We start from the raw sequence: 26957 nt of genomic DNA, 5'->3' as shown, positions 1-26957 counted from the left end.
AACCGAATGGCCTTTTCCGTCAAAATCCTGGCTCGGGATATTCCGGCTGGCCGCAATCGGTCACGGCCCGAAAGATCAGGTATTCCGGAACGAGGGTTCATGACGGGACCACCGGTCGGCCCCCGCCGGCCGAGCCGTGCCACGGGGCCGGGTTCGCGGGGCCGCTCCGGCTGCCGGATGGTGGGTGAGCGGCCGGGGATAGGCTGGCCGGATGAGTGATGGTGCGCCGCCGTGGGAAGCGTTGGCCGGGCAGGTTGCCGAGCTGTCTCGGCGCCTCACCGAACTTGAGGAGCGAGCACAGGGCGGTACGCGCGAGCCACTGGCCGAAGACGCGTCCACCGAGACCTACTGGGCCCTGCCGAAACTCCGGGAGCGCCTGCAGGCCGTGGCCCGAGGGGGAGTGCTCTTCACCGGGTCCGTGGTCGGTCTGGACGGCGAACTCGTGGAGTGGGAGCGGTCCGAGGCCACGGAGTCGGTGCTGAGCTCCGACTGGTCCGAGGCGGCCGAGGCGCTGGGCGCCTTGGGGCATCCCGTGCGGCTACGGCTGATCCAGGCACTGGCCGAAGGGCGAACCGCGGTCACCGAGCTGATGGAGCTGGAGGGACTCGGCACGACCGGCCAGATCTACCACCATCTACGGCAACTCGTGTCCGCCGGCTGGCTGGAGACGACAGGGCGCGGGCGCTACCAGATCCCTCCGACCCGACTCGTCCCCCTCCTGGTCGTGGTCACCGGAGCGCGCCGCTAGACAGCCGAATCCCGCTACCGCGGTTCGGCGCACGGCAGCGGGCTCTTCGGCTCAACAGGAGTCAGGGTGAGCGGAGTTGGCTCGTTCGCCGGCCGGGACCGGGGCGACACTGCTGATGGCGACCGGGGTGTGCTGGTACGACGGCGCCCGCTGGCACGTCGCCGACGGACTGCTGGAGTACTGCGCGGAGCACGGCATCGACCTCGACTTCGAGTCGGGGCTCGACCTGAGCCCGTACGTCCTCGACCGGGACTTCACCCCGGAGTCCTACCTCGACCACTACTACCACCGCGACGACGCGGACACCCTGACGGTCGCCGAGCGTGCCACCGTGCTCGACGCCATCCGTCCGGTCTTCGACCGGTACCCTCCGTCCGGCCGATGACCCCGTACGCCGGACCGCCCCCGGGGGGGCGTCCGGCGGAGAGACTTCAGACGACCGGGGACGCCACCTTCTCGCGCGGCTGCGGCAGTTCGGCCGAGACGGACGCGGGTGCCAGGTCCGCGTCGGTGTTCTCCGGGGACGGTGCGGGCTCCTCCTCCGCCCCCGCGTCGGCCACCGGCTCCAGGACCGGGTGGCGCAGCGCCAGCACCGCGGCGACCGGGGCCACCAGGGCCACCGTCCCGCACACCAGCCAGGTGAGCTTGAGGCCGATCACGAGCGACAGGCCGCCGAACAGCGCGATGGAGATCGGGCCCACTCCGATACTGGCCAGCGTCAGGGTGGCCAGCGCCGACCCCATCCGGCCCTTCGGAGCCGCCTGCTGATAGACCGTCACGATGGCCGGCCCGTTCAACCCCGCCATCAGCCCCACCGCGGCACCCGTCACGGCGATCGTCAGGACCGACGGCATCAGGGCCATCAGCAGGATGCCCACGGCGATTCCCCCGCCGCTCACCACGAAGCGCACCACCAGCGGGATGCGGTGCGCGAGGAACGCGCCCAGCGCGCTGGAGACCAGGGCGCCCGTGCTGAACGCCGCGATGATCACGCCGATGGCGTGCACGCCCCAGCCGTTCTCCTGGACGAGCAGCGGCAGCGCCACGTCGATCGGCCAGCCGAACGCCATGTCCAGGCAGAGCGCGGCGACAAAGGTCCAGCGCAGCCTGGGGTGCGACACCAGCAGCCGCAGCCCGTCGCCCGACGAACGCACCAGACTCCGGCCGGGCTTGCGCTCCGGCGGTTCCATCCCCTTCGTGACGACGAACAGCGTGCCCAGCGAGATCGCGCAGGTGACGGTCGCCACCAGCAGCGCCCGCCACAGTTCGCCCGAGGCGATCATCCAGGCGCCGAGCGGCGAACCGATGATCGGGGCGATCCGGGTGACCATGGCGTACAGGGAGTTGGCACGGGGGAGCTGGTCGTGGGTGGCCAGATGGGGGATCACCGAACCCGCCGACGGACTCGCCAGTCCGAACAGCAGCCCGTCCAGAAGGCTGATGACGACGAGGGGGGCGAGCGTCTGGGAGGAGTGGACCACCACGGTCCCCACCGCCAGAAGCACCAGCCGGGCGCTGTTCGTCCGCAGCAGCACGTGCCGGGGGCCGAACCGGTCGGCGACCGCCCCGCCGAAGATCAGCATCAGGGCCCGGGGGATCGTCGCGGCGAGCATCAACGTGGTGACCGCGCCCGCGCCCCCCAGCTGGATCGCCGTCCAGCCCATGGCGATCAGCAGGATGAAGTCACCGCCCATCGAGGCGCCCTGCCCGGCTACCAGGGCGTTGATCCTCTTCCACTGGATCGGCGGCTCGCCGCCGGTGCCGGATGCCGCTGATACGTCCGTCGTAGCCATGGGTCTGTCCTTCGGGAGATCGGATGAGGATCAGGGAGTGCGGATGAGGATCAGTCGGTACGGGGAGAACCGGCCGCCGCCCGGCCGCCGTTGACGCCCGGCCAGGGGCCTGGCAGCGGCAGCCGTACGGCGCCGGATCCCCCGCGCAGCGCGTCCTCCACGGCCCGGACCGTCGCCAGCCGCTCACTCGCGGCGGGGATCCGCCCCAGCCGCGCGGGCGCGTCCGAGGTGATCTCCAGATGACCGCCGAGATAGCCGCGGCCGTGGGCCGCGAGCACCAGGCCCGCGGCGCGGATCGCCGTACCGCGATGGGCCGGCCCGGTGGTCAGCCCCGGAAGGTCGGAGGGCGTGAAGCGCACCCGCACCGAGTACGTGGCGGGCTCCCGCCCCGGTTCGAGCGGGCAGTCCGCGCCCCGCCGCGCCTCCCCGGCCTGCGGCCGGCGGGCGGCGAACGCACGTGTGACGGTGCCACGCGCCGTACGGGACGGCGGGCGTACTGACCGGTGGGCGTTCATCGTGAGCACTCCCCTCGCGGCCACGGCTCTGCGGGTGACCGCTGGAATTCGAACGGTAGGGAACAGGGCGTCTGGTCGGCGGCGCTTGACGGGGCAGGCGGGCGGAAGTTTCCCGGTTCGGGACCGGGCGCGCGCCGGCCCCAGTCGAAGAGCCGCAGTCCGCGCACCTCGTCGTCGAGGACGGCCAGCGTCGCGACGAAACCCGGGGGCGCGGACAGGTCGCGCAGTTGCCACCGCCGGCCCGCCAAGGCACCGGTGCCGTGCACCGTGCCGGGCGTGAGCACATTCAGCCGCAGCCCGTCGAGCAGACGCCCGCCGCTCGCCTTCACACAGGCCTCCTTGCGCGACAGCAGCCGGTGGTAGGCGACGCGCGCCGCGTGCGGGGTCTCCTGCGCGGCGACGCTCGCGGCCTCGTCCAGCGGCAGGAAACGCGCGGCCAGCGCGACGGCCGGGGTCTGTTCGTCGACGCGTTCGATGTCCACACCGACCGGCGCCGACAGGCAGACCGCGAGCAGCGCGTGCTCCGCAGACCGGCTCAGACTCCACTGCCAGTGGCTCAACGGGCCGTCGAACACCGGTTTTCCATGTCTGCCCGCCGACCAGTGGACCGTGCAGCCCGCGATCCTCAGATAGCCGCCCAGGATCGTCCTGACCGCGCCGTGCGTCAGGACGTACCGGTCGGCCGACAGCCGGTCCCGGATACGCGCGGCCCGCTCCCGTTCCCTGATGTCGAGCAGGGAGGCGACCGGTTCGAGCGAGTCCCCCGCGCCGTCCAGCCCGATGCGCCACACATCGGCGCCCGGCGGCGGACCCGCGACGGCCGGCGGCGGAGGATGAACGGCCCCGCAGGCGGGGCAGGGCGGCGGGGCGCCACGGGCCTGCGCCCTGTCAACCGTTCGCACGGTGACGCCGGCGGCGGTGGAGACGGCGTCGGCGCCGACCGGCAGCGGCACGGCCGTGGTCGTCGCCGTGGTGCCGAGGAGGGCGGCGCTCCGCCGCCCCCGCTCAGGCGGCCGGCCGGACATCGTCGAGCCTGCCGTTCAGATGCCCCTGGGCGAGGGTGAGCCGCTGGACGTTGCTGGTGCCCTCCATGAACTCGAAGGCCCGCGCGTCGCGCGCCCACTTGTCCAGCAGTGGATGCTCCCAGCGGGCGCCGGGGCCGAACATCCGCAGCGCCAGGAGGGTGGACTCCTCCGCCAGTGCGGTGGCCCTGATCTTGGCCGCCGACGCGAGTGTTCCGTCCCTCGGGTCGTGGTCGGCGGACTCGGCCGCCGCCATGACCGTGGCGCGGGTGCCGGCGAGCCTGTCCGCCAGATCGGCGAGGCGGTCCCGGTCCCCGGAGCTGAGCTGCCGCCGGTTGGCGACGACGTAGTCGTGGGCGCCCTGCGCGACTCCGAGGGCGAAGGACGCCACGACCGGGCGGTAGCGGTTGAAGGTACGGACGGCAGCCCACATGCCGCCCCGCGTCGCCGGGCGGTGGCGTCCCAGTACGTCCGCGTCCGCCACCGGCACGTCGCGCATCCGCAGCTCGCTGAGTTGGAGACCGCGCAGCCCCAGGGTCTCCAGGGGAACCCCGGTGAAGCCCGGCCGGTCCGCATCCAGCAGGACGGCGACCACTCCCAGCGGACCGGGGTGACGGCGGGCGAACACCACACCGATACCGGCGCGCGCCCCGTTGCCGACGAACCGTTTGGTGCCGTTCAGGAGCAGCCCCTCCCGCCCGTCGCCGGCCGGTCCGAGCGCCGTCTCCATACTGGCCGGGTCCGAGCCGTGCGCCGGCTCCGTCATACCGAAGAACGTCCAGGTGGGCCGGTCGGCCAGCCGCCGGTAGTAGCGGTCCCGCTGCTCCTCGTCGGCGATGTCGGCCACGACGAAGCCGGACATCGACGGGCCCGGCAGCGCCAGGACCGCCGCCGCGTCCACGCGGGCCAGCTCCTCCATGACGACCACCTGCTCCACGCAGCGGTCCACGTACACCGGGCGCCCGCCGACCCGCAGTGGATCCGGGTTGTAGGCGGCGGGCATCCCGGTCAGCCGGAGCCAGCGCGGATCGGTGCCGAGCAGGGCGGGGCCGAGCGACGGGTCCGCGTCGAGTCCGAGCGCGGTGGGCCGCAGCAGGGCGGCGTGTTCGCGGGCGAGCCCGCGCAGGCCGGCGAGAAATCCGGGGTCGGTGGTCATGGCCGCTCCAGGTCGGTCGGCGGTGGGTAACCGGCATGCGCTGTACGGCCGTTGGATGCGGCGCCGTCAGCGGGTGGGGCGCCGGCGGTGAGCGCGGCGTCGTCACGGGGCGCCCTCTCGTCCGCCGCCGGCGCGTAGGTGTCGGCGAGCAGTTCGGAGACCCGTACCTCGCTGCCCGGTCCGGCGGCCAGGAAGCCCGCCGCGCCGAACAGGTGCAGACATGTCCGGCCCGTCTCGTCCAGGCTCCGGTGCACCCGCCGCAGGGTGTGCGGCGCCGGGGCGGCCCTGAGCAGCGCCCGGCACTCGGTGGTCCCGGCGACGGCGTCGGCGAGCATCGCCCGTACCAGCGGCAGGTTGAGAGTGACGGTCCGCTGGACCGTACGGCCGCCCAGATGCGCGGTGACCCGGTCGACCAGGCGCTCGGCCAGCCCGAGCCTGAGCCAGGCGAGGCCGGTCGCCCAGCCGTCCGGCTCCCCGGCGGGCGGGCCCGAGCCGTCGATCCGCAGGGCGATCAACTCCCGCCCGTCCACGACGGTACGGCCCAGTCGGCGCTCGCCGTTCCCGGCACCGCGCGGGCGTGGCCCGAGGAGTGTCTGATGCCGGTCGCACGTCGCCTCGGTCTCGCGGGGCACGAACACATGGCCGCCGGGACCGGCCGGCAGGACGCCGGGGCTGGTCCCGTCGTGCAGCAGGATCAGCGCGGCCACCGGCCCGTCGCGGTATGCCGCCTCGCGGTGGCGTTCCGGTCCGCCCGACGGCGCGGCGGTGACCGGGCCGCCCGCGGGTGGACGTGTCGTGGTGACGGTCATGGCACCAGTTCCTTCCGTCTCGGTGCCACCCGCGCCGGGGCGCGTCCGGCGGGCAGCGTGAGCAACAGGCCGCATTGGTAGGGGAGTACGGGGTCGCGGTCGGCGAGCAGGACCCGTCCACCGGGACGGCCGTCCGCCCGTTCCAGGAGCCCGGCCAGGGCCAGCCAGACACCGGCGCACGGATGGCCGGGCTCCGCCCGCGCCAGGACCGTGTCCCGGAGCGGACCGGTGAGGCCGGCGCCGGCGATGACGCCGTCGGCGCGCGGGGCGTACGGTCGGTCGGCGCCTTCCTCGGCCGGCTTCGGGGCGCCCGCCGTCCGCCGGCCGTCCGCCGCCCTGAGGCCGTCCACGGTGACGACCGGACGCTCCAGCGGTATCGCCCCGTCCGGCCCGAGGAGCAGAGCCACCGCCACGTCGCGCGCGGGCCGTACCGCCCGGTCGTCGGGCGGCAGTGTGCTCTGCTCCATCACCAGGACGAGCGCCCGGCGCGAACTCCCGTCGGCCAGCCGGTCGTAGGCGATGCGCAGCGCGGTGAACGGACCCGCGACACCCTGCTCGGAGATGCCGAGCAGCATCGGGTCGCCGGGCATCAGATCGGCCAGCAGACAGCTGGGGAAGCTCTGGTGCCGGCAGTCGGGGCTTCCGTCGACGGTGATGACGAGGTCGATGTCCACGAGGTCGGCGGCCAGCTCCCGGGCGATCACCCGTGCCATGTCGTGGTAGCTGACGGCGGTGCCGTCCTCCAGCCAGGAGAAGTCCGGGAGGGCGCCGTACACCGACTCCACATGGTCCCGGTAGGGCCGGGTGTCATTGCCGCCGGAGTCGGCGGCGGTGAAGGCGAAGGGGATGACGCGTTCGATGGACGGTCCGGCCGCGCCGTCTCGCGCGGCCGGACTCCTCCGCGTCCCCGGGTGCGGGGTGAGCGGCACGGGTCACCGGCTCTCGGCGATGTAGCCGGCCAGGGCGCCGACGCTCTCCAGGTGGCTCTGCTCCAGGCTCTCGGGGTCGACCTCGATGTCGAGGGCGTCCTCCAGGGCCATCAGCAGACCCAGCACGCTGGTGGAGTCGAGGCTCAGGTCGTCGAAGAGGCGGGTCTCCTCGGTGACGTCGGTCAACTCCTTGCGCAGCACCTCGGAGAGGGCGACGACGATGGCGTCGATGATCTGCCGGCGGTCGGTGTCCTGGGCGACGGTGGTCATGATGGTTCCTGCCTTCTGTATGAGATGTGGATGGGTGTGGGGACAGACATGAGGTCGTGCGGGTCCCACGGGCCGTACGAGATCCGTGGGAGGAGCGGCGCCGGGGCGCGCCCGGCCACGCCTCAGCCGAAGTCGTGCAGGATCTGCGGCGCGAGCATGCTCTCGGCGTCGTCGCGGGTGTGGATCAGCCGGGCCTCACCGTTGTGGACCAGCACCTCGGCCGGGTAGCCGTGGCTGAGGAAGTGCACCGGCGACGCGGTCGGCCCGTACGCCCCCGAGCGCTCCACGCCCACGAGGTCGCCGGGGCGCAGATCGGCGGGGAGCTGGACGGCCTTGCCGATGGTGTCGTTGGGGGTGCAGAGCGGCCCGGTGACGTTCCACGCCGTGTCCTCGGCGGCCCCCGCCCGGTTCAGCAGTCGCATCGGGAAGTTGCGCTTGACGAACGAGCCGATCCCGACGGCCGCCATGTGGTGGTTCGTTCCACCGTCGGCCACGGCGAACCGTTCGCCCATCGACTCCTTCACGTACCGCACCTCGACCGCGTACAGCCCGCTGTGGCCGACGAGGAAGCGCCCCAGCTCCATGACGAGACGGGTCTCGGGGTGCCGCGCGGCGAAGGACTCGAACACCGGGTTGAGCCGCTGCGCCAGCACCGGCACATCGAGGTCGCGCTCCTTGGGGAAGTACGCGACGCCCAGGCCGCCGCCGACGTCGACCACCTCCAGCGGCACACCCAGCGTCGCGGAGAGATGCTCGGCGAGCTCCAGGATCCGGGCCGAGTTCTCGGCGATGACGTCCTCGTCCAGGAAGCGCGTCCCCATGTACGCCTGGAAGCCGATGAGTTGGACGGAGGGATGCCGGGCCGCCAGATCGGGCGCCGCGGTCAGCGCCTCCTCGTCGATGCCGAACTGGCGCGGCTTGCCGCCCATCGTCAGTCCGCCGCCCTTGACCGCGAAGCTCGGGTTGACCCGCAGCACCACGCGGGCGACACCGCCGAGGCCCGCCGCCACCTCGTCGATCATCGCCAGTTCGCCGAAGGACTCACAGATGACGGTGATGTCCTGCTTCAGGCAGGCGGTGATCTCGTCACGGCTCTTGCCGGGGCCGAGGAACATGATCCGCTCGGCCGGCACACCGGCCCGCTGCGCGGTGACCAGTTCGGTCAGCGAGGAGACCTCGGCGCTCGCGCCCAGCGATCGCAGCAGCGCGCACACACTGACGTTGGGGTTGGCCTTGAGCGAGTAGAACATCTCCACCGACGGGTGCAGGAGATCGCGCAGACCGTTGTACTGACGGGCGATCACATCGCCGTCGTACACATACAGCGGAGTCCCGAACCGCTCGGCCAGCTCGGTGACGGGCAGGCCCTGGACGGTGTGGGTACCGCGCGTCCCTGAGATGGTCGCACCGGATTCAGTCAGATCAGACATGGGTCAGGCTCTCCTTCCGCACGCGCAGCGCGACGGCGTCGTCGAGTTCGGCCAGTTCGGCCTCGGAGTGGGCTATCAGCAGTCCGTACAGCCGGCCGCCGTAGGAGTCCGGCGCGGCCGCGCCGGACCCGGCCGGAGCGGCGGCGTTGACCGTCGCGAAGTTGTTGACGAGCAGACCGCGGCCGGACGCGGTGGTGAAGAGCAGGTCGCCGAGCCGCTCCCGGAGTTCGCCGAACGGCATCGCACCGGTCAGCGACACCGGGTACTGGCGCGCGAGGGCGACGGTCCCGGGGCCCATGAACCGCTCCTGAAGGGCGGTCTGATAGGTCGACATGTTGTTGCGGGCGTTGATCTCCAGCACCGGCAGCAGACCGCCGTCGCCCGTGACGATCGCGTCCACCCCCACGACACCGTGGAACCCGTCGGCGGCGAGCCGGGCGCCGAGCAGGTCCGCGCACCGCTCGATCTCGGCCCGGTGCGCGGCGGAGATCCGGGCGGGGATGCGGTGCCCCTTGTGCACCCCGTTCTCGGTGATGGCCTCCTTCACGAAATCGAATCGGACCGAGCCGTCCCGATACACCGTGAAGTGGTAGTTGAGGTCGACGGCCTTGTCCGCCCACTCCTCGATCACCACCGCGAGGCGCGGGTCGCCGGTACGCCGGGAGACCCGGGTGACCATCCGGACGAGCTGGTCGAGCCTGCGCTCGTCCTCCACCACCATGATTCCCTTGCCGGAGACCCCGAAGGCGTCCTTCACCCCCACCCGGCGACCGGCGGCCAGTGATTCGCGTGCCGCGTCCGCCGCCGCGGTGAACTCGTCGACCGACTCGCACTCCCAGCCCCTGGCCTGGGGGAGCCCCAGCTCGTCGGCGACCCGGCGGCTGTAGATCTTGCTGTTGACGGACTTGACCAGTGCGGCGGGCGGCAACGCCGGTGCCAGACCGGTCAGTTCGCAGAGCCGCTCCTCCAGTACGGACATGCCGTGCGGCAGCAGATGCGCGCCGCGTTCGGCCAGCCGGGCGAGCGCCCCGGTCAGCACCGGGGAGCGCAGCGCGTCCACACTGACGCTGTGGGCGGGGTCCTGCGCGTCGGTGACCAGGATCTCCGGCAGCTCCAGGCCCAGTTCCTCCAGGTAGGAGAGGTAGCCGGGGTCCGGCGCCGACTTCAGTACGACGCAGTCGTCGCGGCCGGCGAGCAGCAGCGCGAACTCGTCCATGCGGTTGACGATCGCCGCGGAGGCGCTGCCCCCGACCGACGGGAGTCCGACCTCGTCCACGGCCCACTCGTCCTCCACCTCGAAATTGCCGAGCAGGACGAACGGGGTGCGCGGATCGCCGGTGCAGGCGTGTTTCACACCGTCGAGGAAGTTCTGGCGGGGGGACGGTGGCATGGGCTTCTTCCTTCTCACGGTGTCGGACGGGTCGGGTGGAGCGGACGGGCGAGGGCTCGCGGGCACGGCCGGCTCCGGGATCAGTGGCGCAGTACGGCGGCCGAGAAGGTCGCGCCGAGACCGACGGCGGCCATGAGATAGAGGTCTCCCGGCCGGAGCAGGCCCGTCTCGCGGACCCGCACGTAGTTGATGAACGGGTCGGCCGTGAAGCAGTGGCCGGTCACCGGAATGTTGTCCAGGAAGACCCGGTCGAGCGGGATGCCGAGGATCTTGCAGGTCCACTGCCAGGAGAGCCGGTTGACGTTGTGCGGCAGGACCAGCGCCAGGTCGTCGAGCCCGACGCCGGCGTCCTCGGCGGCTTCGCGCATCACGGCGGCCAGGGTGGCGTTGTGCTCCTTGAGGAACCGGGGGTCCAGCGGGTACGGGGGGAACTCCTCGCTGTACCGGCCGTGGGTGCGGGTCGCGAAGCCGAGCAGCCGGTCGCTCTCCCCGTCCGCGGAGACCAGACAGGCAGCCGTCCCCTCACCCATGACGGTGCTCTCCGGGATGATCTGGAGGGTGCGGCTGAACGCCTTCTCCCCGGCGAGTACCAGCGCCAGGGCGTCCGGGTCGCCGTCGGCGGCGAGCAGCCGTCCGGCCAGGTCCACCGCGAACAGCCCCGTCGCACAGCCGTGCTGAGTGAGCGTGAAGGCGGTCGCCCGCGTCAGACCCAGTTCGGCGCACAGCCCCTCGACGGTGTTCTCGCCGGCCGGGGCGACCGTGGAGACGGTACGCGGATGGATCACGTAGCGGACCCGGTGCTCGTTGCCCCGCAGCCCGGTCAGTGCTTCCACGGCCGCCGTCAGCGTGGCGCGCAGATCCCGGCCGGGGGCACGCAGCACCGTCCGCAGACCGTAGAACCTGCGGAAGGTCCACATGAGGCTCGCGTCGGCGCCGACGTCCGCGCCGATGTCGGCGATCGGGACGTTCTGCTCGGGCAGATGGCTCGCGACGTCCAGCAGGGCGGTCATGCCCGTCCTCCGATCCGGTCCGCGGTGGCGGCCGCCGTGGTGGCGGTGTCCGCGAGGGGCGGCCCGGCCGTCCCGGAGCCGTACGAGGGGGACCGGTCCGGCCACCACAGGTCGTCCGGGCCGAGCGCGTCGGTCGTGTACTTGCCCAGCGCGCTGATCAGCAGCCTGCTCTCCAGGGCCAGGGCCTCCACCAGCCGTACGAGCCCGTCCTCCGGGTCCTCGTCGACCGCGACGAGTGCCGCGCGGCCCAGCCCCGTCGCCGTGGCGCCCAGCGCCAGACTCCGTACCACCCGGCCGCCCTCCCACATCCGGCCGGTCACCAGCAGGCAGCCGTCGGGGCGACCGATGCGCCGCAGGCACTCGGCAAGCGGCAGCCCGACATGGTCGAGGAACACGCGCGGCGCCCAGCCGGTGCCGCCCTCGGCGCCGTCGACGGTCACCGCGTCCGCGCCGGCCCGCCAGGCGGTCGACGCCGCGTTCGCGATGTCCCGGCCGGGATGGAACTTCGCCCACACCCTGGCCCGGGGGAAGTTGTTGCGCATGAAGCGCAGCTGCTGGCGCACGATCTCCTCGGTGTACGTCCCGGGGCTCGCGAGCCGCAGTCGGCTGCCGGGGCCGAGGACGTCCCGCACCGCGAAGCGTTTGCCGAGCCGGTCGGCGTCCGCCTCGTCCACCACGGTCATGCCGCCGAGGCCCGGCTTGGCGCCCTGACCGATCTTCAGCTCGAACGCGAGCCGCCCCGACTCCAGCAGCGGCTCGGTCGCCGGGTCGCTGTAAAGGAGGTTCCAGACCTCCGAGTCGGCGTCCTCGGTGCTCTGCTGCACCACCACGCCGCCCGTGCCCTCGGGGCACTCGTCGAGATACGCGCGGATGCGCGCCGTGATCGCGGAGGGCGCCGCCCGGCCGGCTCCGGTGCGGTAGCCGTGCACCGGGACCATGTTCTCCCCGATCACCATGGGGATACCGAGCCGCCCGGCCTGGCGGCTCGCGGCGATCCCGAGATCACCGCTGCCGGCGCGGGTGGAGCCGAAGGCGGAGAGGTAGACCGGCAGCGGCGAGTCGAATCCGCCGATGACGGTACGCAGGCTGACGTCGTCGTCCAGCGGTTCGCGGCCCAGCTCGATCAGCTTCTCCAGCCGCCGGGGCACGAAGACCGGCGGCACGATCCGCGCCCGGTCGAGCTCGTCGGCGTATCCCTGCCCGGCGTCCGCCCCCGCGCCGAACAGCTCGGCTCCGTACGCCGCCACCGGCGGGAACACCTCACGGGTGCCGCTTCGCGCGCGGGCCCGTACCGCCGCCACCGGGAGACCGCCCGCGGTCAGAGGAGTGTGCGGTGTCGTCACGGCGCGATCACCCCCGGCAGCTTCGGGTAGGCGCTGACCTGCCAGAGCGCGTCGAGTCCGGTGAGGAAGCGGACCAGCCGCTGCACCCCCATGCCGAAGCCGGCGCTCGCGGGGATGCCCTCGCGCGCCATCGCCAGGTACCAGTCGTACTTGGCGGGGTTCTCGCCGCTCTCCCGCATCCGGGTGATGACGGTTGCGTAGTCGGACTCGCGCTCGCTGCCGCTCACCAGTTCGCCGAAGCCGCCGTGCGCGATCAGGTCGAAGTTGCGCAGCACACCGGGGCGGTCCGGGTCCTCGCGGTCGTAGAAACCGCGCGAACCCTTGGGGTAGTCGGTGATGAAGAACGGCCGGTCGGCATCGTGCGACAGCGCCTCCTCACCGGTCCAGTCGATCTCGGCGTCGGCGCTCTGCGCGTGCCCGTGGCCGCGCAGCCGTCCGACCGCCTCCGCGTGGGTGCAGGCGTCGAACTTGCCCGTGAGGAGTTCGGCGAAGGCCAGCGGGTCGCGGCCCAGGCCGGAGAGGACCTCCGGAATCGTCTCCCACACCCGTGCGGTGACATGCCGGAGCAGCTCCGCGGCGATCTCCATGACGTCGGCGCGCGACGCCCCGGCCATCTCGACGTCGATCTGGTGGAATTCGACGAGGTGCCGTCCGGTGTGCCGGGTCTCCGGGGGCTCCACACGGAGGTTCGGCGCGATGTAGAACAACTTCGGAAAGCCGCGCAGCGACGCCTGCTTGTAGAGGATCGCGCTCGTCATGAGCTTGTACGGCTCGCCGTAGTAGTCGACGTCCAGCGCCTTGGCACCGCGCCCACCGGGGTCGGTGACCGGTCCGACGAGCGGCGGAAGCAGCTCGACGAAGCCGCGCGAGCGCAGGAACTCCCGTGCCGCGTACAGCGCTTCCTGCTGGACGAGCATCGCGGCCCCGAGCGACGGCGAGCGCAGGTGCTCGCCCAGGGGGGCGGGCGGCCGTGCGTTCGCGATCGTGGTACCGACATCTTCCGTGGGGGGCATCAGCTCTCCTGATCTCATGGGTGGTCGAACCTCCTTGCGACACCGTGCAGGGCGGACATCAGCTGGTCCGAGGTCATGGCGGCCCGCGCTCCGGGGCCGGGATCCGGCCGGATCGGCATCGAGCCCACCGACGACCAGCGCAGCCGCCCCTCCGCGTCCACGAAGCTCCGTGACCGGCCGGCGTTGTCCGGGTGCAGACAGAACGGGATGTCCAGGTGGCCGCGCTCGAAAGCGGTGGTCAGCGAGCGCCCGAGGTCGTCGCCGAGTTCCAGCACCGCCGTGACGAAGGCCCGTGCCTCCGCGTGGATCCCGCTCTCCGGCGGAGGAGTTCCGGCGGGCGGCACGGCGGCGTCGGCCGCCGCGAGCGCCGCAGCCTCCAGCGACCGGACGTTCTCCTCGACGGTCGGGATCCGGTGCGCCTCGGCCGCGGTCTTGACGATCAGGCGCCGCGCCCCGGAGCGGACCGCGAGCCGCGCGGACTCCTCCAGCAGCCGCCCCGCCCCGTACGCCGTGACCGGGAAGACGCCCATGTACGTGTAGAGGACGATGTGCCAGTCGGTCCCGGTGGGCAGGAACTCCGCGGCCAGCCGACGCAGCGCCTGGACCGCCTCCTCGTCCTGCGCCGGATGCGCCTGCTGGGCGTAGCTCATGGAGACGCTGCCGATCCCGTGCCGGGTGAAGAACACCGCTTCGAGCAGACTGATCGCGACCAGCAGACTCGGCGGGCAGAGCTGGCCGAGCATGCAGCCGCCGAAGCTCTCCAGATGCGGGGCGGGCACGGTGGCGGCCAGCAGCTCGCAGGCCCGCGCCCAGTTGCGGACCGAGTCCCGCAGCGGGGTACGGCCGTAGGGCAGGCAGTACGAGACCGGGCCGCCCTCGGTGGCGTCGATTCCCGCGCCGGCCAGGGCACGGATGATGTGGTGCGGTCGTGACGAGCCGTGGCGCACCTGGACGGGGAAGGACGCGTCCCGTACCCCGTCCAGCAGTGCGCGGGTGGTGTCCCGGGAGTGGCTGACGATCGGGTAGCCGTTGAGGCCGGCCCCCTCGTCCAGCGCCCGGCGGGCGGCCGCGTGGTCGCCCAGGCGGGTGTAGCTGTCGATGGTCAGGGTGCCGACGGTGGTGGCCGCCGCGGACTTGGTCCGCTCCAGGCCCAGACGCATCCGGGGGAGGTCGCTGAAGCCCATCCGGGGCTGGACCACGAGCCGGCCCGCCGCGGCCGATTCGGCCACGAACCGGCCGAAGGGCGAGCGGAGCTCGGGTGTGCGAACGGCGGTCGGGGCCGCGGCCGCCGTCATGCCGTCACCCGGTTCCGGCGCGCGGTGGCCGGCTCGGGGCCCGGCAGCAGTGCCAGGAACTCCCGGAAGGCGGCCACGTTCCCGTCGTCGAAGACGGCGGTGAAGCCCGCGTCGAGCAGTCGCAGCGCGGCGTCCGTGTCGGGGGCCCCGGTCACGCCCAGCTTGCCGCCGATGACGACCGGCAGCGCGGCGAGCGAGGGCTCCCGGCGCAGCCGGGTGATGGCACCGAGTCCGTCGCGGTACCCGTGGCCGTTGACACTGCTCATGACGACCAGGTCCGGGCGGGACGCCCGGCACTCCTCGATCAGCAGGTCGTCCGGCACGCAGGGGCCGAGCCCGATCACCCGATGCCCCAGCTCCTCGATGAGGAGCTGAAGGAAGACCAGATTCCAGTTGTGCGAATCGGATCGGGTACTGGTCACCAGGACCGTGAGCTCGCACTGCGACACCATGGCAGCTCTCCGAAAAGATATATGGGTCTCTGCTCCGGCGGACACTTTCTTGAACCGGCGCCATTCCTTGTACCGCACCAGAAATATAGAAGTCCGAAGGGGGTGCGGACGGAAGTTGATGCGGCAGTAAGGCGGGCAGTCGGTGAAATACGGGGCGGCCGGCGCCGGGCCGGGAAAACGAAATGGCGGCCCGCCGTGCGCAGAGGCACGGCGGGCCGCCGAATTCATCCGGATCTCAGGTGTACTGCGCCACCAGGCTTTTCGGGCGGATGTCCGTCCAGTTCTTCTCGATGTACTCCAGGGACTCCTGGCGGCTGCTCTCACCTTGTGCGATGTCCCAGCCGGCAGGCACATCGGCGAACACCGGCCACAGGGAGTGCTGGCCCTCGTCATTCACCAGGACGAGGAAGGTGGCGTTGTCGTCGTCGAAAGGATTGGTCATCTCAGTTCCTTGTCTCGTTGAGGCCGAGGTCAATGACCTGCGGATCCGACAGTCGTTGCCGAAGAATTCGGCCGATGTGTGCGAGCGGTTCTGGTTCGGTCATACGGAGATGGGTGGAATTGATTTCGTGCCGCTGCGTCTCTCCGTCGGTGTAGGGGTCCCACAGAGCGGCGGACGGTGAATCGGGACCCCGTCCTTCGGCCGCGGTGAAAAGCAGCGGATCACCGGTGAAAACGCCGGGCCGATAGGCGCGCATGAGGGTGGCGTGATTGACGGCGGCGCCGACCAGCGCCGCGACCTCCGTCTCGGCGAAGCCCGCGAGCACCGGGTCCCGGCGCCGCAACACCTCCACGACGGCGGCCGTTTCGAACCGCGCGAAGAAGGCGTCCGGCAGCGGGTCCGGGCGCCCGGCCTCCTCGGCGGCCGGCCCCACCAGCATCTCCACGGTCTCCCGGTCCGTCATCGGATCCGCCGCCTCCTCGGGCGGCACCGGGTAGGCGTCCATCAGCGCGAGCAGCTCCACCTCCTCGCCGGCCGCCTGGAGCCGGGTAGCGACGGCATGGGCGACGACACCGCCGAAGGACCAGCCGAGCAGCCGGTACGGCCCCCACGGCTGCACCCGCCGGATCTGCTCCAGATAGTCCTCGGCCAGCTCCTCGACGCTCGACGCCCGGTAGTCCGGCCGGGTCAGCGCCCTCGTCTGGAGGGCGTACACCGGCTGGGAGTCGCCCAGATGCCTGGTGAGCCCGGCGTACGCCCAGCCCATGCCCGCTCCCGGATGGACGCAGAACAGCGGTCGCCCGCCGCCCTCCGCGCGCAGGGGCAGCAGCACCCCCAGGGCGTCACTCTCGGCCTCGTCGCCGAGCAGACCCGCCACGGTGGGGGAGCGGAACAGGTCCCGTACGGAACGCTCCACGCCCAGCACCGACCGGACACGGCTCATCAGCCGTACCGCCAGCAGCGAATGCCCGCCCAGATCGAAGAAGTTGTCGTCGATCCCGACGCCCGTCACACCCAGGAGCTCCGCGAACAGCCCGCACAGCACCTCCTCGCGGGGGTTGCGCGGCCCGCGCCCGGACCGGGCGCCGTCGCGGACCGGGGCGGGGAGTGCGGCCCGGTCGAGCTTCCCGTTCGGGGTGAGCGGCAGCGAGTCGAGGACCACGACGGCCGAGGGGACCAGGTACTCGGGCAGGGTCTCGGCCAGCCAGGACCGCAGTGCCCCCTCGTCCACCGGCGAGGAGCGGGGGACCACGTAGGCGACGAGCCGTCTGTCGCCGGGGCGGTCCTCGCGGACCACGACGGCGGCGCGGCCGACGGACGGGTGCCGGGCCACCGCGGCCTCGGCCTCGCCGGGTTCGATGCGGAAGCCGCGGATCTTGACCTGGTTGTCGGCCCGGCCGACGAAGCGCAGCTGCCCGCCGGTCGTCCAGCTCACCAGGTCGCCCGTGCGGTACAGGCGTTCACCGGCCGCGCCGAACGGGTCGGCGACGAACCGCTCCGCCGTCAGAGTGGGCCGCCCCAGATAGCCGCGCGCGAGATGGGAGCCGCCGAGGTACAGCTCACCCGTGCCGCCGCGCGGCACCGGACGCAGCCGCTGATCCAGCACGTAGGCGCGGGTGTTGTCCATCGGCCGGCCCAGATGGACCAGATCCAGCTCCCGCTCGTCGAGTCCGAAGCGCTGGTGGTGGGTCCCGAAGGTGGCCTCGGTCGGCCCGTAGGAGTGGACCAGCACGGTGTCCGGGCAGTGGGCGAGGACACGCCGCACGGCGTCCGGCGACAGGACGTCGCCGCCCGTCCACACCTCGCGCAGCAGTCCGAGGGTGTCCAGGGCCTCGTCGGCCAGCAGATGGAACAGACCGACCGTGAAGTACGCGGCGGTGACGCCGTGCCGTTCGACGGTGCTCCTCAGCGCGGGGAGATCGGTGCCGTCGCCGGTCCCGATGACGAGCCGTGTCCCGGCCAGCAGCGGGACCCAGATCTCGTACGTCGACGCGTCGAAACCGAAGGCCGAGTGGACGAGCATCCTGCGGTGGGTCTCCCGGTCCCAGCACCGGTCGGCCGCGAGCCGGACGACATTGCGGTGGGTGACGCCCACGGCCTTGGGGCGGCCGGTGGAGCCGGAGGTGAACATGACGTACATCAGGGCCTGTTGGCCGGTCGGTACGCCGGGTGCGGTGTCGGGCGTGCCGACCGGGGCCGGGATGTCGGCCCGCAGGACCGCCGTCCCCGCGGCGCGTTCCCCGGCCGCGATCCCGGCGTCCGCCCGGTCCGCGTCGGTCAGCAGGACCGTCGCGCCCGACTCCTCCATGATCATGCGGACCCGCGCGGCCGACAGGGCGCTGCCCACCGGTACGTACGCGGCACCCGCCTTCAGCACGGCCAGGGTGGCGACGATCAGGTCCGGACCGTGGTCCATGAGGACGGCGACGGTGCCCTGCGGTGCGGTCCCGGCGGCGATGAGGCGGTGGGCCAGGAGATTGGCCCGGCGGTCGAGTTCGGCGTACGTCATGTCGCCGTCGTCGTGGCTGACTGCGATCCGGTCGGGGGTGCGCCTTGCCCGGTCCTCGAACAGTTCGTGGACCGTGCCCTGCGCGAGCGGGCCGAGGGTGGCGGTGTCGTTGTACTCGGTCAGGAGCAGCCGGTGGTCCTCGGCGGTGAGCAGGTCGATGTCGTCGACCGGGCGCCCGGGGTCGGCAGTCACCGCCCGCAGCAGATGGGTGAGGCGCGTGGAGAGGAGCGCCGCCGTCCGCGCGTCGAACAGATCCGTGGCGTACTCGAGATATCCGTACAGCCCTCGCGGGGCGCCGTCCGCGTCGTGCCGCTCGGTCAGGGAGAGCGTCAGGTCGAACTTCGCGAGTCCGGTGTCGAACGCCACCTCCGTGGCGCCCGGCACGGGACCGCCACCGGCCGGCCGCGCGGTGTTCTGGAGCAGCAGCATGATCTGGATGAGCGGGTGGTGGGCGGTGGAGCGGGCCGGGTTGAGGTGTTCCACGAGCTGCTCGAAGGGGAGCTCCTGGTGGGCGTAGGCGGCGAGGTCGGTGTCGCGTACGCGGGTGAGGAGGTCGGAGAAGGTGGGGTTGCCGGAGACGTCGGTGCGCAGGACGAGGGTGTTGACGAAGAACCCGACGAGGTCGTCCAGGGCTTCGTCGCCCCGGCCGGCGACGACGGTGCCGACCGGAATGTCGGTCCCCGAGCCCAGCCGGGACAGTGTCAGCGCCAGCGCCGCCTGGAGGACCATGAACAGCGTCGTCCCGTTCTCGGCGGCGAGCCGGGCCAGAGCGTCGTGCTCCGGGCCGTCCAGCGTCACGGGCACCGAGCCGCCCCGGTGCGTGGCGACGGCAGGCCGGGACCGGTCGGCCGGCAGCTCCAGGACCGGCGGGGCGCCGTCCAACGCGTCGCTCCAGTACGCCAGAAGTCGCTCCCGGGGACCCTCAGGGCCGTCGGTGTCCGGCGCTTCGCCCATCATGTCGGCCTGCCAGAGCGCGTAGTCGGCGTACTGCACCGGCAACGGCCGCCACTGTGGGGCGTGTTGGGCGAGCCGCGCGCCGTACGCGGTCCAGAGGTCCGCCATCAGCGGGCCCATCGACCAGCCGTCTCCCGCGATGTGGTGCAGGACGATCACGAGGAACCGCTCGGCGTCGTTCTCGTCGTCCCCGGGGGACTCCACCAAGGCCGCCCGCAGGGGCAGTTCGGCACTCAGGTCGAACACGTGCCCGGCGGCGGCGTCGACGGTGGCCGCCAACTCCGCGCGGGGCACGCGCAGCACGCGCAAGGCCGGGCGGGCGTCGGGCAGGATCCGCTGGTACGGCTCACCGTCCACCGCGCCGTAGACCGTCCGCAGCACCTCGTGCCGTGCCCCGACGTCCGCCAGCGCCGCGGCGAGCGCGGTCGTGTCCAGCGGTTCGTCGAACCGCAGGACGACGGGGATGTTGTACGCCTGGCTCGGCCCGTCGAGTTCGTTGATGAACCAGAGCCGGCGCTGCGCGAACGACAGCGGGATCCGCTCCGGCCGAGCCTGCGGCACCAGCGGGGCCCGGACCGGCGCCCCGGCGGTTCCGCCGATGCGCTCCGCCAGTCCGGCCACCGTCGGCGCCTGGAACAGATCCCGGATCGCCACCTCCACACCCAGAGCCGCCCGCACCCGGTTGATGAGCCGGGTCGCCAGCAGGGAGTGCCCGCCGAGGTCGAAGAAGCTCTCGTCCGCCCCGACCCGGCCGAGACCGAGCACTTCGGCGAAGAGTCCGCACAGGATCTCCTCCCGCAGCGTGCGCGGCGCGCGTCCCGGCGCGCTGTGCCGAGGCTCCGGCGCGGGCAGCGCCCGCCGGTCGAGTTTCCCGTTGACCGTCATCGGCAGGGCTTCGAGCGTCACGACGGCCGAGGGCACCAGATAACCGGGCAGGCTCCGCGCCGTCGCCGCGCGCAGCCCCGCCTCGTCCACGGCTCCGCCCGGCCGGGGCACCACATAGGCGACCAGGCGCTTCCCGCCCGGCGCGTCGTCGCGCACCACCACGGCGACCCGCCCCACGGACGGGTCCCGGGCGATGACCGCCTCGACCTCACCGGGTTCGATGCGGAAGCCGCGGATCTTGACCTGGTTGTCGGCCCGGCCGACGAACCGCAGTTCACCGTCGGGCGTCCACGCCACCAGGTCCCCGGTGCGGTACATCCGCCCGCCGTCCGTCGCGAACGGGTCGGGCACGAACCGGTCCGCCGTCAGATCCGGCCGGCCGACGTACCCGCGCGCCACATGGTCACCGGCGATGTACAGCTCGCCGCTGGTACCCAGCGGCACCGGGTGCAGCCGGCCGTCGAGGACATGGGCCCGGGTGTCGTCCAGCGGGCGGCCCAGGGACAGGGTTTCCGGCAGGCCGCCGGAGCGGTCGTACCGGTGCAGATGCGAGGCGAACGTCGTCTCCGTCGGGCCGTACACATGGGTCACGGCCGTGTCCGGGCAGTGTTCGAGCACCGTGCGCACCGCCGCCGCCGACACCACGTCGCCACCGGTACCCACCTCGCGCAGCAGCGCCAGCGTGTCCAGTGCCTCCTCGGCCATCAGGTGGAACAGCCCGACGGTGAGGAACGTCGCGGTGACCCCGTGCCGCTCGATCGCGCGGCTCAGGGACCGCACGTCCGCGCCGTCCCCGCCGGCCGTCACCAGCGTGCCGCCGGCCAGCAGCGGCACCCAGATCTCGTACGTCGAGGCGTCGAAACCGTACGGCGAGTGCACCAGCACCCGGCGCTGGACCTCGTGGTCCCAGAACCGGTCCACCGCCAGCCGGGCGACATTGCGGTGGGTCACCCCGACGCCCTTGGGCCGACCGGTGGAGCCGGAGGTGAACATGACGTACATCAGGGCCTGTTGGCCGGTCGGTACGGCGGGCCGGGTGTTGGGCGTGCCGGCCGGGGCCGGGCCGTCGGCCCGCAGGACCGCCGTGCCCGCTGCCCGCTCGGCGACCGCGACCTCGCTGTTAGTGGTGGCCGCGCCGACCAGCAGCAGCCGCGCCCCGACCTCCGCCATGACGAGTCGCACCCGCTCGGCGGGAGAGCGCCCGTCGATGGGCACATAGGCCGCGCCGGTCTTCAGCACCGCGAGCAGGGCGACGATCAGGTCCGGGCCGTGGTCCATGAGGACGGCGACGGTGCCCTGCGGTTCGGTTCCGGTGGCGATGAGGCGGTGGGCGAGGAGATTGGCCCGGCGGTCGAGCTCCGTGTACGTCATCTCGCCGTCGTCGTGGACGAGTGCGACGGCGCCGGGGGTACGCCGGACCCGGGCCTCGAACAGCTCGTGCACCGCTCCGTGCGGGAGTGGAACGCCGTCGGTGTCATTGTACTCCGTGACGAGCAGGCGGTGTTCGTCCGCGGTGAGCAGGTCGATGTCGCCGACCGGACGCCCCGGATCGGCCGCCACCGCCCCCAGCAGATGGGTCAGGCGCTTGGAGAGGAGCGCCGCCGTCCGCGGCTCGAACAGGTCCGTGGCGTACTCCACGAAACCCTCCAGGCCACGGGGCGTTCCGTCGTCGTCGCGCCGCTCGGTCACCGTCAGCGTCAGGTCGAACTTCGTCAGCCCCGTGTCGAACGCGACGTCCGTACCGGCCAGCGGGGAGCGCGTCTCCGCCGCGCCCGTTTCCGCCGCGCCCGTCTCCGCCGCGCCTGTCGCCCCCGCGCCGTTCTGGAGCAGCAACATGACCTGGACCAGCGGGTGGTGGGCGGTGGAACGGTCCGGGTTGAGATGTTCCACCAACTGCTCGAAGGGGAGGTCCTGGTGGGCGTAGGCGGCGAGGTCGGTGTCGCGAACGCGGGTGAGGAGGTCGGTGAAGGCGGGATTGCCGGAGACATCCGTGCGCAGCACCAGGGTGTTCACGAAGAAGCCCACGAGATCGTCCAGCGCCTCGTCCTCGCGGCCCGCGACGACGGTCCCGACCGGTATGTCGGTCCCCGCGCCCAACCGGGACAGCGCCACTGCCAGCGCCGTCTGGAGGACCATGAAGAGCGTCGAGCCCTGCGCCGCGGCGATCCTGGCGAGCCTCTGATGGGTCGCACCGTCCACCGCGAACGGCACCAAGTCGCCCCCGTGCGTGGCGACCGCCGGCCGGGGCCGGTCGGCGGGCAGGTCGAGAACGGGCGGAAGTCCCTCCAACGCCGCCGACCAGAAACCCAGTTGGCGGGCGAGCGGGCTCTCGGCGTCCGCCGCTTCGCCCATCGTGTCGCGCTGCCAGAGCGCGTAGTCGGCGTACTGCACCGGCAACGGCCGCCAATCGGGGACCTGTTCGGCGAGCCGCGCGGTGTACGCGGCCGACAGGTCCGCCAGCAGCGGCTCCATCGACCAGCCGTCGCCCGCGATGTGGTGCACCAGCACCACCAGCACCTGGGCGCCCGAGTCCGACGTCTCCAACAGCCAAGCTCGCAACGGCAGTTCCGTGCCGAGGTCGAACACGTACCCCACCGCGTCACCGATCGAGGACACCAGCCGCTCATCGGTGGTGCGCACCACCTCCAGCGACGGACGGACCCCGGTCAGGATCCGCTGGTACGGCTCGCCGTCCACCGCGCCGTACACCGTCCGCAGCACCTCGTGGCGCTCGGCCACATCGGCCAGCGCGGCCGCGAGCACGCCGGCGTCCAGGGGTTCGTCCAGTCGGAGCACGACGGGGATGTTGTACGAACGGCTCGGCCCGTCCAGCTCGTTGACGAACCACAGCCGCTGCTGGGCGAAGGACAGCGGAATCCGCTCCGGCCGCTCGGTCGGCACCGGCGCGGGGCGCGCCCCGACCCCCGCCAGTTCGTCCAGCCGCCGGTCGAGACCGGCCACGGTGGGAGCCAGGAACAGATCGCGGATCCCGAGATCGGCACCGAGCACCGACCGCACGCGGTTCACCAGGCGCACGCCGAGCAGTGAATGCCCGCCGAGATCGAAGAAGTTGTCGTCGGTCCCCGCCGACGGAAGACCGAGCACTTCGGCGAAGAGCCCGCACAGGATCTCCTCGCGCGGCGAGCGCCCTGCGCGCGAGGTACCACCCGACGCGGCGGCGAAACCGGTGTCCCGGCTCCGTTCGTCCGCCACCCGTTCGCGCCGTTCGGCCAGGGTGTGGCGTTCGGCATCGGTGAGGGCGACCGCGTCGGTGACCCGGGTGGCCGGATCGGCGGCGACGGCGTCGAGCGCACGGATGAAGAAGTCGAGCAGCAGGGTCGCGGTCGGTGCGTCGAACAGGTCGGTGGCGTACTGGAACCACACCTCGATCCCGGCGGCGTCGCCCGCGCCGTCCAGCGTCTCGACACAGGACACACTCAGATCGAACTTCGCGGTCTCCAGCCCGGCCGGCTCGATCGTGCCCGGGACATCGCCGAGAGGAATACCGGGATCGGCGTCGTTCTGGAGGGTGAGCATCGTCTGGAAGAAGGGGTGGTGCGACAGCGAGCGGACCGGGTTGAGGTGCTCGACCAGCAGGTCGAAGGGCAGATCGTCATGGGCGTACGCCGCGAGGTCCGTCTCCCGTACCCGGTCCAGGAGCTCGGTGAAGGCGGGGTCGCCCGACACATCGGTGCGCAGCACAAGGGTGTTGACGAAGAACCCGACCAGATCGTGCAGCGCCTCGTCCGGGCGCCCCGCCACCGGTGTGCCGATCGCGATGTCCTCACCCGCGCCCGCCCCGGACAGAGCCGCCGCCAGCGCCGCCCGCAGCACCATGAACAGGCTCGCCCCGTGCTCGGCCGCCAGCTCCCGCAGCCGCAGATGCGTCTCGGCGCCGAGCCGGACGGTCACGGTCTCGCCCCGGTACGACGGCTCCGCCGGGCGCGGCCGGTCGGCCGGCAGGTCCAGCACTCCCGGCAGACCCGCGAGCGCCGTCCGCCAGAAGGTGACCTGACGGGCCATCACACTCGCCGAGTCGTCCGCGTCGCCGAGCATGTCCCGCTGCCAGAGCGTGTAGTCGGCGTACTGCACCGGCAGTTGCTCCCACTGCGGGGCCGCGTCCGCCGACCGCGCCGCGTACGCCGCGGTCAGGTCCCGCAGCAGCGGGCCCATCGACCAGCCGTCCGTCGCCACGTGGTGGAGCAGCAGCACCAGCACGGACTCGTCCGGGCCCGTCACGAACAGCCGTACCCGCACGGGGACATCGGCCGGCACGTCGAACGCCTCCCCGGTGAACGCCGCCACCGCCGCGTCGCCCGTCCCCGGCGCGCACTCGACGACCGCGAAGGCGCCGTTGGCATGGTCGCGCACCCACTGGTACGGCTCGCCGTCCACGGCGGGGAACACCGTCCGCAGCACCTCGTGCCGCTCGATCACGTCTTCGACGGCCGCTGCCAGCGCGTCCCGTCGCGGGACACCGGCCAGCCGCAGCACCAGCGGCACGTTGTACGTCGCCGAAGGGCCCTCGAGCCGGTTGAGGAACCACAGCCGCCGCTGGGCGAAGGACAGCGGAACCCGGTCCTCGGCCGGGGGGTGCTCGTGCTCCGGCAGCGCCGCCTCCTCCGGGCGGACCGGCTGCTCCCGGGACGGCCGCATCGCCCGCAGCAGCGCCCGGTCGATCTTGCCGGTACTGGTTCTCGGAAGCGACTCGATCAGGCTGATCACACCCGGCACCGCGGGCGGCGGCAGCCGCTCCGCGAGCGCCTCGCGAATCCCGGCCTGAGTCGGACGACCGTCCGCGACGACGTACGCCACCAGCCGCTTCGTACCGTCCGGCGACTCCTGAGCCACCACGGCCGCCGCCCGGACGTCCGGGTGACCCAGCAGCACCGACTCCACCGCCGCGGGGTCGATCCGATGCCCGCTGATCTTGACCTCGTCGTCCACCCGGGACACGTGCACGAGCCGGCCGTCGGAGCCGAGGCGCACCACGTCGCCGGTACGGTAGGCCGGTTCACCGCCGAGCAGGGTGAAACGACGGGCCGTCAGTTCCGGTCTGTCCAGATAGCCACGGGCCAACCCGCCGCCCAGCAGCCACAGTTCACCGTCGACCAGGGCGGCTCTGACCCCCGGCAGCGGCAGTCCGATCGGCACTCCGTCGGCCTCCGCCGTACCATCGGCCGGGCCCTCGGTCAGGTCGGCGACGGTGGCGACGACGGTCGCCTCCGTCGGCCCGTACGTGTTGAGCAGCCGCACCCGCGAGCCCACCGCGCGCCGCCAGCGCGCCACCCGCTCCGGGAGCGCCGCCTCGCCGCCGATGATCACCGTACGCAGGGCGGCCGGCAGCTCCGCCACGCCGGCGGCCACGGCGTACGCCAGCTCGTGCCAGTAGGCCGTCGGCAGATCGAGAACCGTCACGCCGTGCCCCGCGCAGCCCGCCAGCATCCCGCGCACGTCAAGCATGTCGTCGGTGCGCAGCACCAGGGTGCCGCCCGCGCAGAGCGTCACGAAGATCTCCTCGACGCTGGCGTCGAAGTGCAGCGGGGCGAACTGGAGGACCCGGTCGTCCGCGCCGATGCCGTACCGCTCCGTCGCGCCGGCCACGAAGTGCGCCAGCGCCTCCTGGCCGACGAGCACCCCGTTGGGCGTGCCGGTCGACCCGGAGGTGTAGATCACGTACGCGGTCCCCGCACCCGCGGTATCTCCCGGCAGCACCGCCTCGCCCTCGGCACGCACCGTGTCCGGATGCGGCGGCTCCCCGTCGCACGCGTCGGCCAGGATCGCCGTGTTGCGCGCCAGGGGCGCGTCCGGGTCCAGCGGCAGATAGGCCGCCCCGGTGCGCAGCGCCGCCAGGACGGTCACGATCGCCTCGACACCGCGCCGCCTGCACACCGCGACCAGCCGCCCGGGACCGGCGCCCGCCGCCTCGAGCAGCACGGCTCGCGCCGCGACGGCCTCGGCCAACTCGCCGTAACTCAGCCGGACATCACCGTGCACCAGAGCCGTCCGTTGCGGATCGGCCGCCGTCCGCCGGGCGATCAGCTCCAGCACCGGTACCACCGGAGCGGCCTGCGGGCCGCCGTCCAGGAGCACGGACGGCTCCGGGACACCCCGGTTCGGCTCGGCTTCGGTGGTGGGCACCGCGAGGTCGGTTGACCGCATCGGACGTCCTCCTTACGGGGGCGTTGGTCGGACGAGACCGGCACCGGGGGAGCGGAGCCGGGACGACGGCCGACGGGAACGCCCGGTCCAGGGCCCGCCGTCCTTCTGGCAGAAGGCTAGGTACGGGCGGGGCCGACGATCGGCAGTACCTGAGGCAGATTGGGCGGAACGTGCCCCTGCCGCGGCACCGACGCCGGCGGTCGCGGGCCCTCACGACCGGGCGCGGAAGCGCGCCGCACGAACCGGAGCTGACGGCACCGCGCCGATTGCCGGGTTGTCGCGCGGGGGCGGTGCGTGTGGGCGGCGCCTGCGCGCAATGCACCATGTGAGGGGAGCCGGCGGGCGTGGGCGTGTCCACCCGGCCGGACGGTGGGGAGCGCACCGCGTCGGATCTACGCTCCCGCCGTCGCGGGAGGCCGCAAGTCCTCACGGACGGTGCGAGCGCTGCGTGTGCGGGCGTCGACGTGTCTACGCTTCCGCCGACTGTAGGTGAACGCTCAGCCCACCCCGCGTTCAGGGCGCGGCGGCTTGTCCGCCCGGCCGGGGCGTGTGCGAGTAGCGGTCGCTTGCCGGTCTACGCTCCCGCCGTCGTGGGAGGTCGTATGTCCTCACGGGCGGTGCGTGCGCCGCGTGAGTGGGCGTCGGCGTGTGCCGCGACGGGCGGTTTGCGTGGGTGCGGGCCGTACGTGAACGCTCAGCCCACCCCGCGTTCACGGCGCGGCGGCTTGTCCGCCTGGCCGGGGCGTGTGCGAGTAGCGGTCGCTTGCCGGTCTACGCTCCCGCCGTCGTGGGAGGTCGTATGTCCTCACGGGCGGTGCGTGCGCCGCGTG

Annotated in this window: 18 protein-coding genes; 2 read left to right on the top strand and 16 right to left on the bottom strand. The window is 72.7% G+C overall.

What is annotated here, in order from left to right; translation table 11 throughout:
- Positions 1-211: 211 nt before the first annotated feature.
- Together ACFWHU_RS15070 and ACFWHU_RS15065 are read left to right on the top strand one after the other, a co-directional pair.
- Positions 212-748, top strand: coding sequence for an ArsR/SmtB family transcription factor (locus ACFWHU_RS15070; RefSeq protein ID WP_385799932.1), 537 nt, complete (start codon positions 212-214; stop codon positions 746-748).
- A gap of 76 nt (positions 749-824) precedes the next feature.
- Positions 825-1133: a hypothetical protein gene (locus tag ACFWHU_RS15065; protein WP_387225167.1), complete on the top strand. Its 309-nt coding sequence runs from the start codon at positions 825-827 to the stop codon at positions 1131-1133.
- A 46-nt stretch (positions 1134-1179) separates the two neighbouring features.
- Here ACFWHU_RS15065 and ACFWHU_RS15060 read toward each other — a convergent pair whose 3' ends face one another.
- The 16 genes from ACFWHU_RS15060 to ACFWHU_RS14985 all read right to left on the bottom strand — a co-directional run bounded on the left by ACFWHU_RS15060 (position 1180) and on the right by ACFWHU_RS14985 (position 26127).
- Positions 1180-2541, bottom strand: coding sequence for an MFS transporter (locus tag ACFWHU_RS15060; protein WP_387225166.1), 1362 nt, complete (start codon positions 2539-2541; stop codon positions 1180-1182).
- A 50-nt stretch (positions 2542-2591) separates the two neighbouring features.
- The gene (locus tag ACFWHU_RS15055) at positions 2592-3056 is read right to left on the bottom strand and encodes a hypothetical protein (RefSeq protein ID WP_387225165.1); all 465 of its coding nucleotides are present in this window, start codon (positions 3054-3056) and stop codon (positions 2592-2594) included.
- A complete protein-coding gene (locus ACFWHU_RS15050) occupies positions 3053-4081 on the bottom strand; it encodes a 4'-phosphopantetheinyl transferase family protein (RefSeq protein ID WP_387225164.1) in 1029 nt (342 codons plus the stop codon). Before ACFWHU_RS15050 ends, ACFWHU_RS15055 begins: the two co-directional genes overlap by 4 nt.
- The gene (locus ACFWHU_RS15045; protein WP_387225163.1) at positions 4062-5234 is read right to left on the bottom strand and encodes an acyl-CoA dehydrogenase family protein; all 1173 of its coding nucleotides are present in this window, start codon (positions 5232-5234) and stop codon (positions 4062-4064) included. The genes ACFWHU_RS15050 and ACFWHU_RS15045 overlap by 20 nt, the downstream gene beginning before the upstream one ends.
- Entirely contained in the window at positions 5231-6043 is an 813-nt protein-coding gene (locus tag ACFWHU_RS15040) for a hypothetical protein (protein WP_387225162.1), read from the bottom strand. The genes ACFWHU_RS15045 and ACFWHU_RS15040 overlap by 4 nt, the downstream gene beginning before the upstream one ends.
- Entirely contained in the window at positions 6040-6972 is a 933-nt protein-coding gene (locus ACFWHU_RS15035; RefSeq protein WP_387225161.1) for a hypothetical protein, read from the bottom strand. Before ACFWHU_RS15035 ends, ACFWHU_RS15040 begins: the two co-directional genes overlap by 4 nt.
- Positions 6973-6975: 3 nt before the next feature.
- Positions 6976-7242 (bottom strand): acyl carrier protein, encoded by a 267-nt coding sequence (locus ACFWHU_RS15030; protein ID WP_078073563.1) that lies wholly within the window; start codon positions 7240-7242, stop codon positions 6976-6978.
- A gap of 122 nt (positions 7243-7364) precedes the next feature.
- Positions 7365-8672, bottom strand: coding sequence for an alanine racemase (locus ACFWHU_RS15025; RefSeq protein ID WP_385799918.1), 1308 nt, complete (start codon positions 8670-8672; stop codon positions 7365-7367).
- Positions 8665-10062, bottom strand: coding sequence for an ATP-grasp domain-containing protein (locus tag ACFWHU_RS15020; protein WP_385799916.1), 1398 nt, complete (start codon positions 10060-10062; stop codon positions 8665-8667). The genes ACFWHU_RS15025 and ACFWHU_RS15020 overlap by 8 nt, the downstream gene beginning before the upstream one ends.
- 80 nt (positions 10063-10142) lie before the next feature.
- Positions 10143-11072 (bottom strand): 3-oxoacyl-[acyl-carrier-protein] synthase III C-terminal domain-containing protein, encoded by a 930-nt coding sequence (locus ACFWHU_RS15015; RefSeq protein ID WP_387225160.1) that lies wholly within the window; start codon positions 11070-11072, stop codon positions 10143-10145.
- On the bottom strand, positions 11069-12415 hold the full coding sequence (locus tag ACFWHU_RS15010) for a glutamate synthase-related protein (RefSeq protein WP_387225159.1): 1347 nt from the start codon (positions 12413-12415) through the stop codon (positions 11069-11071). Before ACFWHU_RS15010 ends, ACFWHU_RS15015 begins: the two co-directional genes overlap by 4 nt.
- Positions 12412-13428 carry an asparagine synthetase A gene (locus ACFWHU_RS15005; RefSeq protein WP_387225158.1) on the bottom strand — a complete coding sequence of 339 codons (1017 nt, stop codon included), beginning with the start codon at positions 13426-13428 and terminating at the stop codon, positions 12412-12414. The genes ACFWHU_RS15010 and ACFWHU_RS15005 overlap by 4 nt, the downstream gene beginning before the upstream one ends.
- Before the next feature lie 14 nt (positions 13429-13442).
- Entirely contained in the window at positions 13443-14723 is a 1281-nt protein-coding gene (locus ACFWHU_RS15000; protein ID WP_387225157.1) for a methylaspartate mutase, read from the bottom strand.
- Positions 14720-15145: a cobalamin B12-binding domain-containing protein gene (locus tag ACFWHU_RS14995; protein WP_387225156.1), complete on the bottom strand. Its 426-nt coding sequence runs from the start codon at positions 15143-15145 to the stop codon at positions 14720-14722. Before ACFWHU_RS14995 ends, ACFWHU_RS15000 begins: the two co-directional genes overlap by 4 nt.
- A gap of 265 nt (positions 15146-15410) precedes the next feature.
- A complete protein-coding gene (locus ACFWHU_RS14990) occupies positions 15411-15617 on the bottom strand; it encodes an MbtH family protein (protein ID WP_147874551.1) in 207 nt (68 codons plus the stop codon).
- Position 15618: 1 nt separating this feature from the next.
- Positions 15619-26127 carry an amino acid adenylation domain-containing protein gene (locus ACFWHU_RS14985; protein ID WP_387225155.1) on the bottom strand — a complete coding sequence of 3503 codons (10509 nt, stop codon included), beginning with the start codon at positions 26125-26127 and terminating at the stop codon, positions 15619-15621.
- Between the last annotated feature and the right edge of the window lie 830 nt (positions 26128-26957).

It is taken from the genome of Streptomyces sp. NPDC060366, assembly GCF_042725135.1.
GTDB lineage: Bacteria > Actinomycetota > Actinomycetes > Streptomycetales > Streptomycetaceae > Streptomyces.
Note: the sequence above shows the minus strand (reverse complement) of the source record. Positions and strands in the feature narration are given on the sequence as shown.

Coding starts and splice junctions, on each gene's coding strand:
- ACFWHU_RS15055 (WP_387225165.1), bottom strand. CDS start 3,056: ATGAACGCCCACCGGTCAGTACGCCCGCCGTCCCGTACGGCGCGTGGC.
- ACFWHU_RS15060 (WP_387225166.1), bottom strand. CDS start 2,541: ATGGCTACGACGGACGTATCAGCGGCATCCGGCACCGGCGGCGAGCCG.
- ACFWHU_RS15030 (WP_078073563.1), bottom strand. CDS start 7,242: ATGACCACCGTCGCCCAGGACACCGACCGCCGGCAGATCATCGACGCC.
- ACFWHU_RS15025 (WP_385799918.1), bottom strand. CDS start 8,672: ATGTCTGATCTGACTGAATCCGGTGCGACCATCTCAGGGACGCGCGGT.
- ACFWHU_RS15015 (WP_387225160.1), bottom strand. CDS start 11,072: ATGACCGCCCTGCTGGACGTCGCGAGCCATCTGCCCGAGCAGAACGTC.
- ACFWHU_RS15005 (WP_387225158.1), bottom strand. CDS start 13,428: ATGCCCCCCACGGAAGATGTCGGTACCACGATCGCGAACGCACGGCCG.
- ACFWHU_RS15070 (WP_385799932.1), top strand. CDS start 212: ATGAGTGATGGTGCGCCGCCGTGGGAAGCGTTGGCCGGGCAGGTTGCC.
- ACFWHU_RS14985 (WP_387225155.1), bottom strand. CDS start 26,127: ATGCGGTCAACCGACCTCGCGGTGCCCACCACCGAAGCCGAGCCGAAC.
- ACFWHU_RS15020 (WP_385799916.1), bottom strand. CDS start 10,062: ATGCCACCGTCCCCCCGCCAGAACTTCCTCGACGGTGTGAAACACGCC.
- ACFWHU_RS14990 (WP_147874551.1), bottom strand. CDS start 15,617: ATGACCAATCCTTTCGACGACGACAACGCCACCTTCCTCGTCCTGGTG.
- ACFWHU_RS15045 (WP_387225163.1), bottom strand. CDS start 5,234: ATGACCACCGACCCCGGATTTCTCGCCGGCCTGCGCGGGCTCGCCCGC.
- ACFWHU_RS15050 (WP_387225164.1), bottom strand. CDS start 4,081: ATGTCCGGCCGGCCGCCTGAGCGGGGGCGGCGGAGCGCCGCCCTCCTC.
- ACFWHU_RS15000 (WP_387225157.1), bottom strand. CDS start 14,723: ATGACGGCGGCCGCGGCCCCGACCGCCGTTCGCACACCCGAGCTCCGC.
- ACFWHU_RS15040 (WP_387225162.1), bottom strand. CDS start 6,043: ATGACCGTCACCACGACACGTCCACCCGCGGGCGGCCCGGTCACCGCC.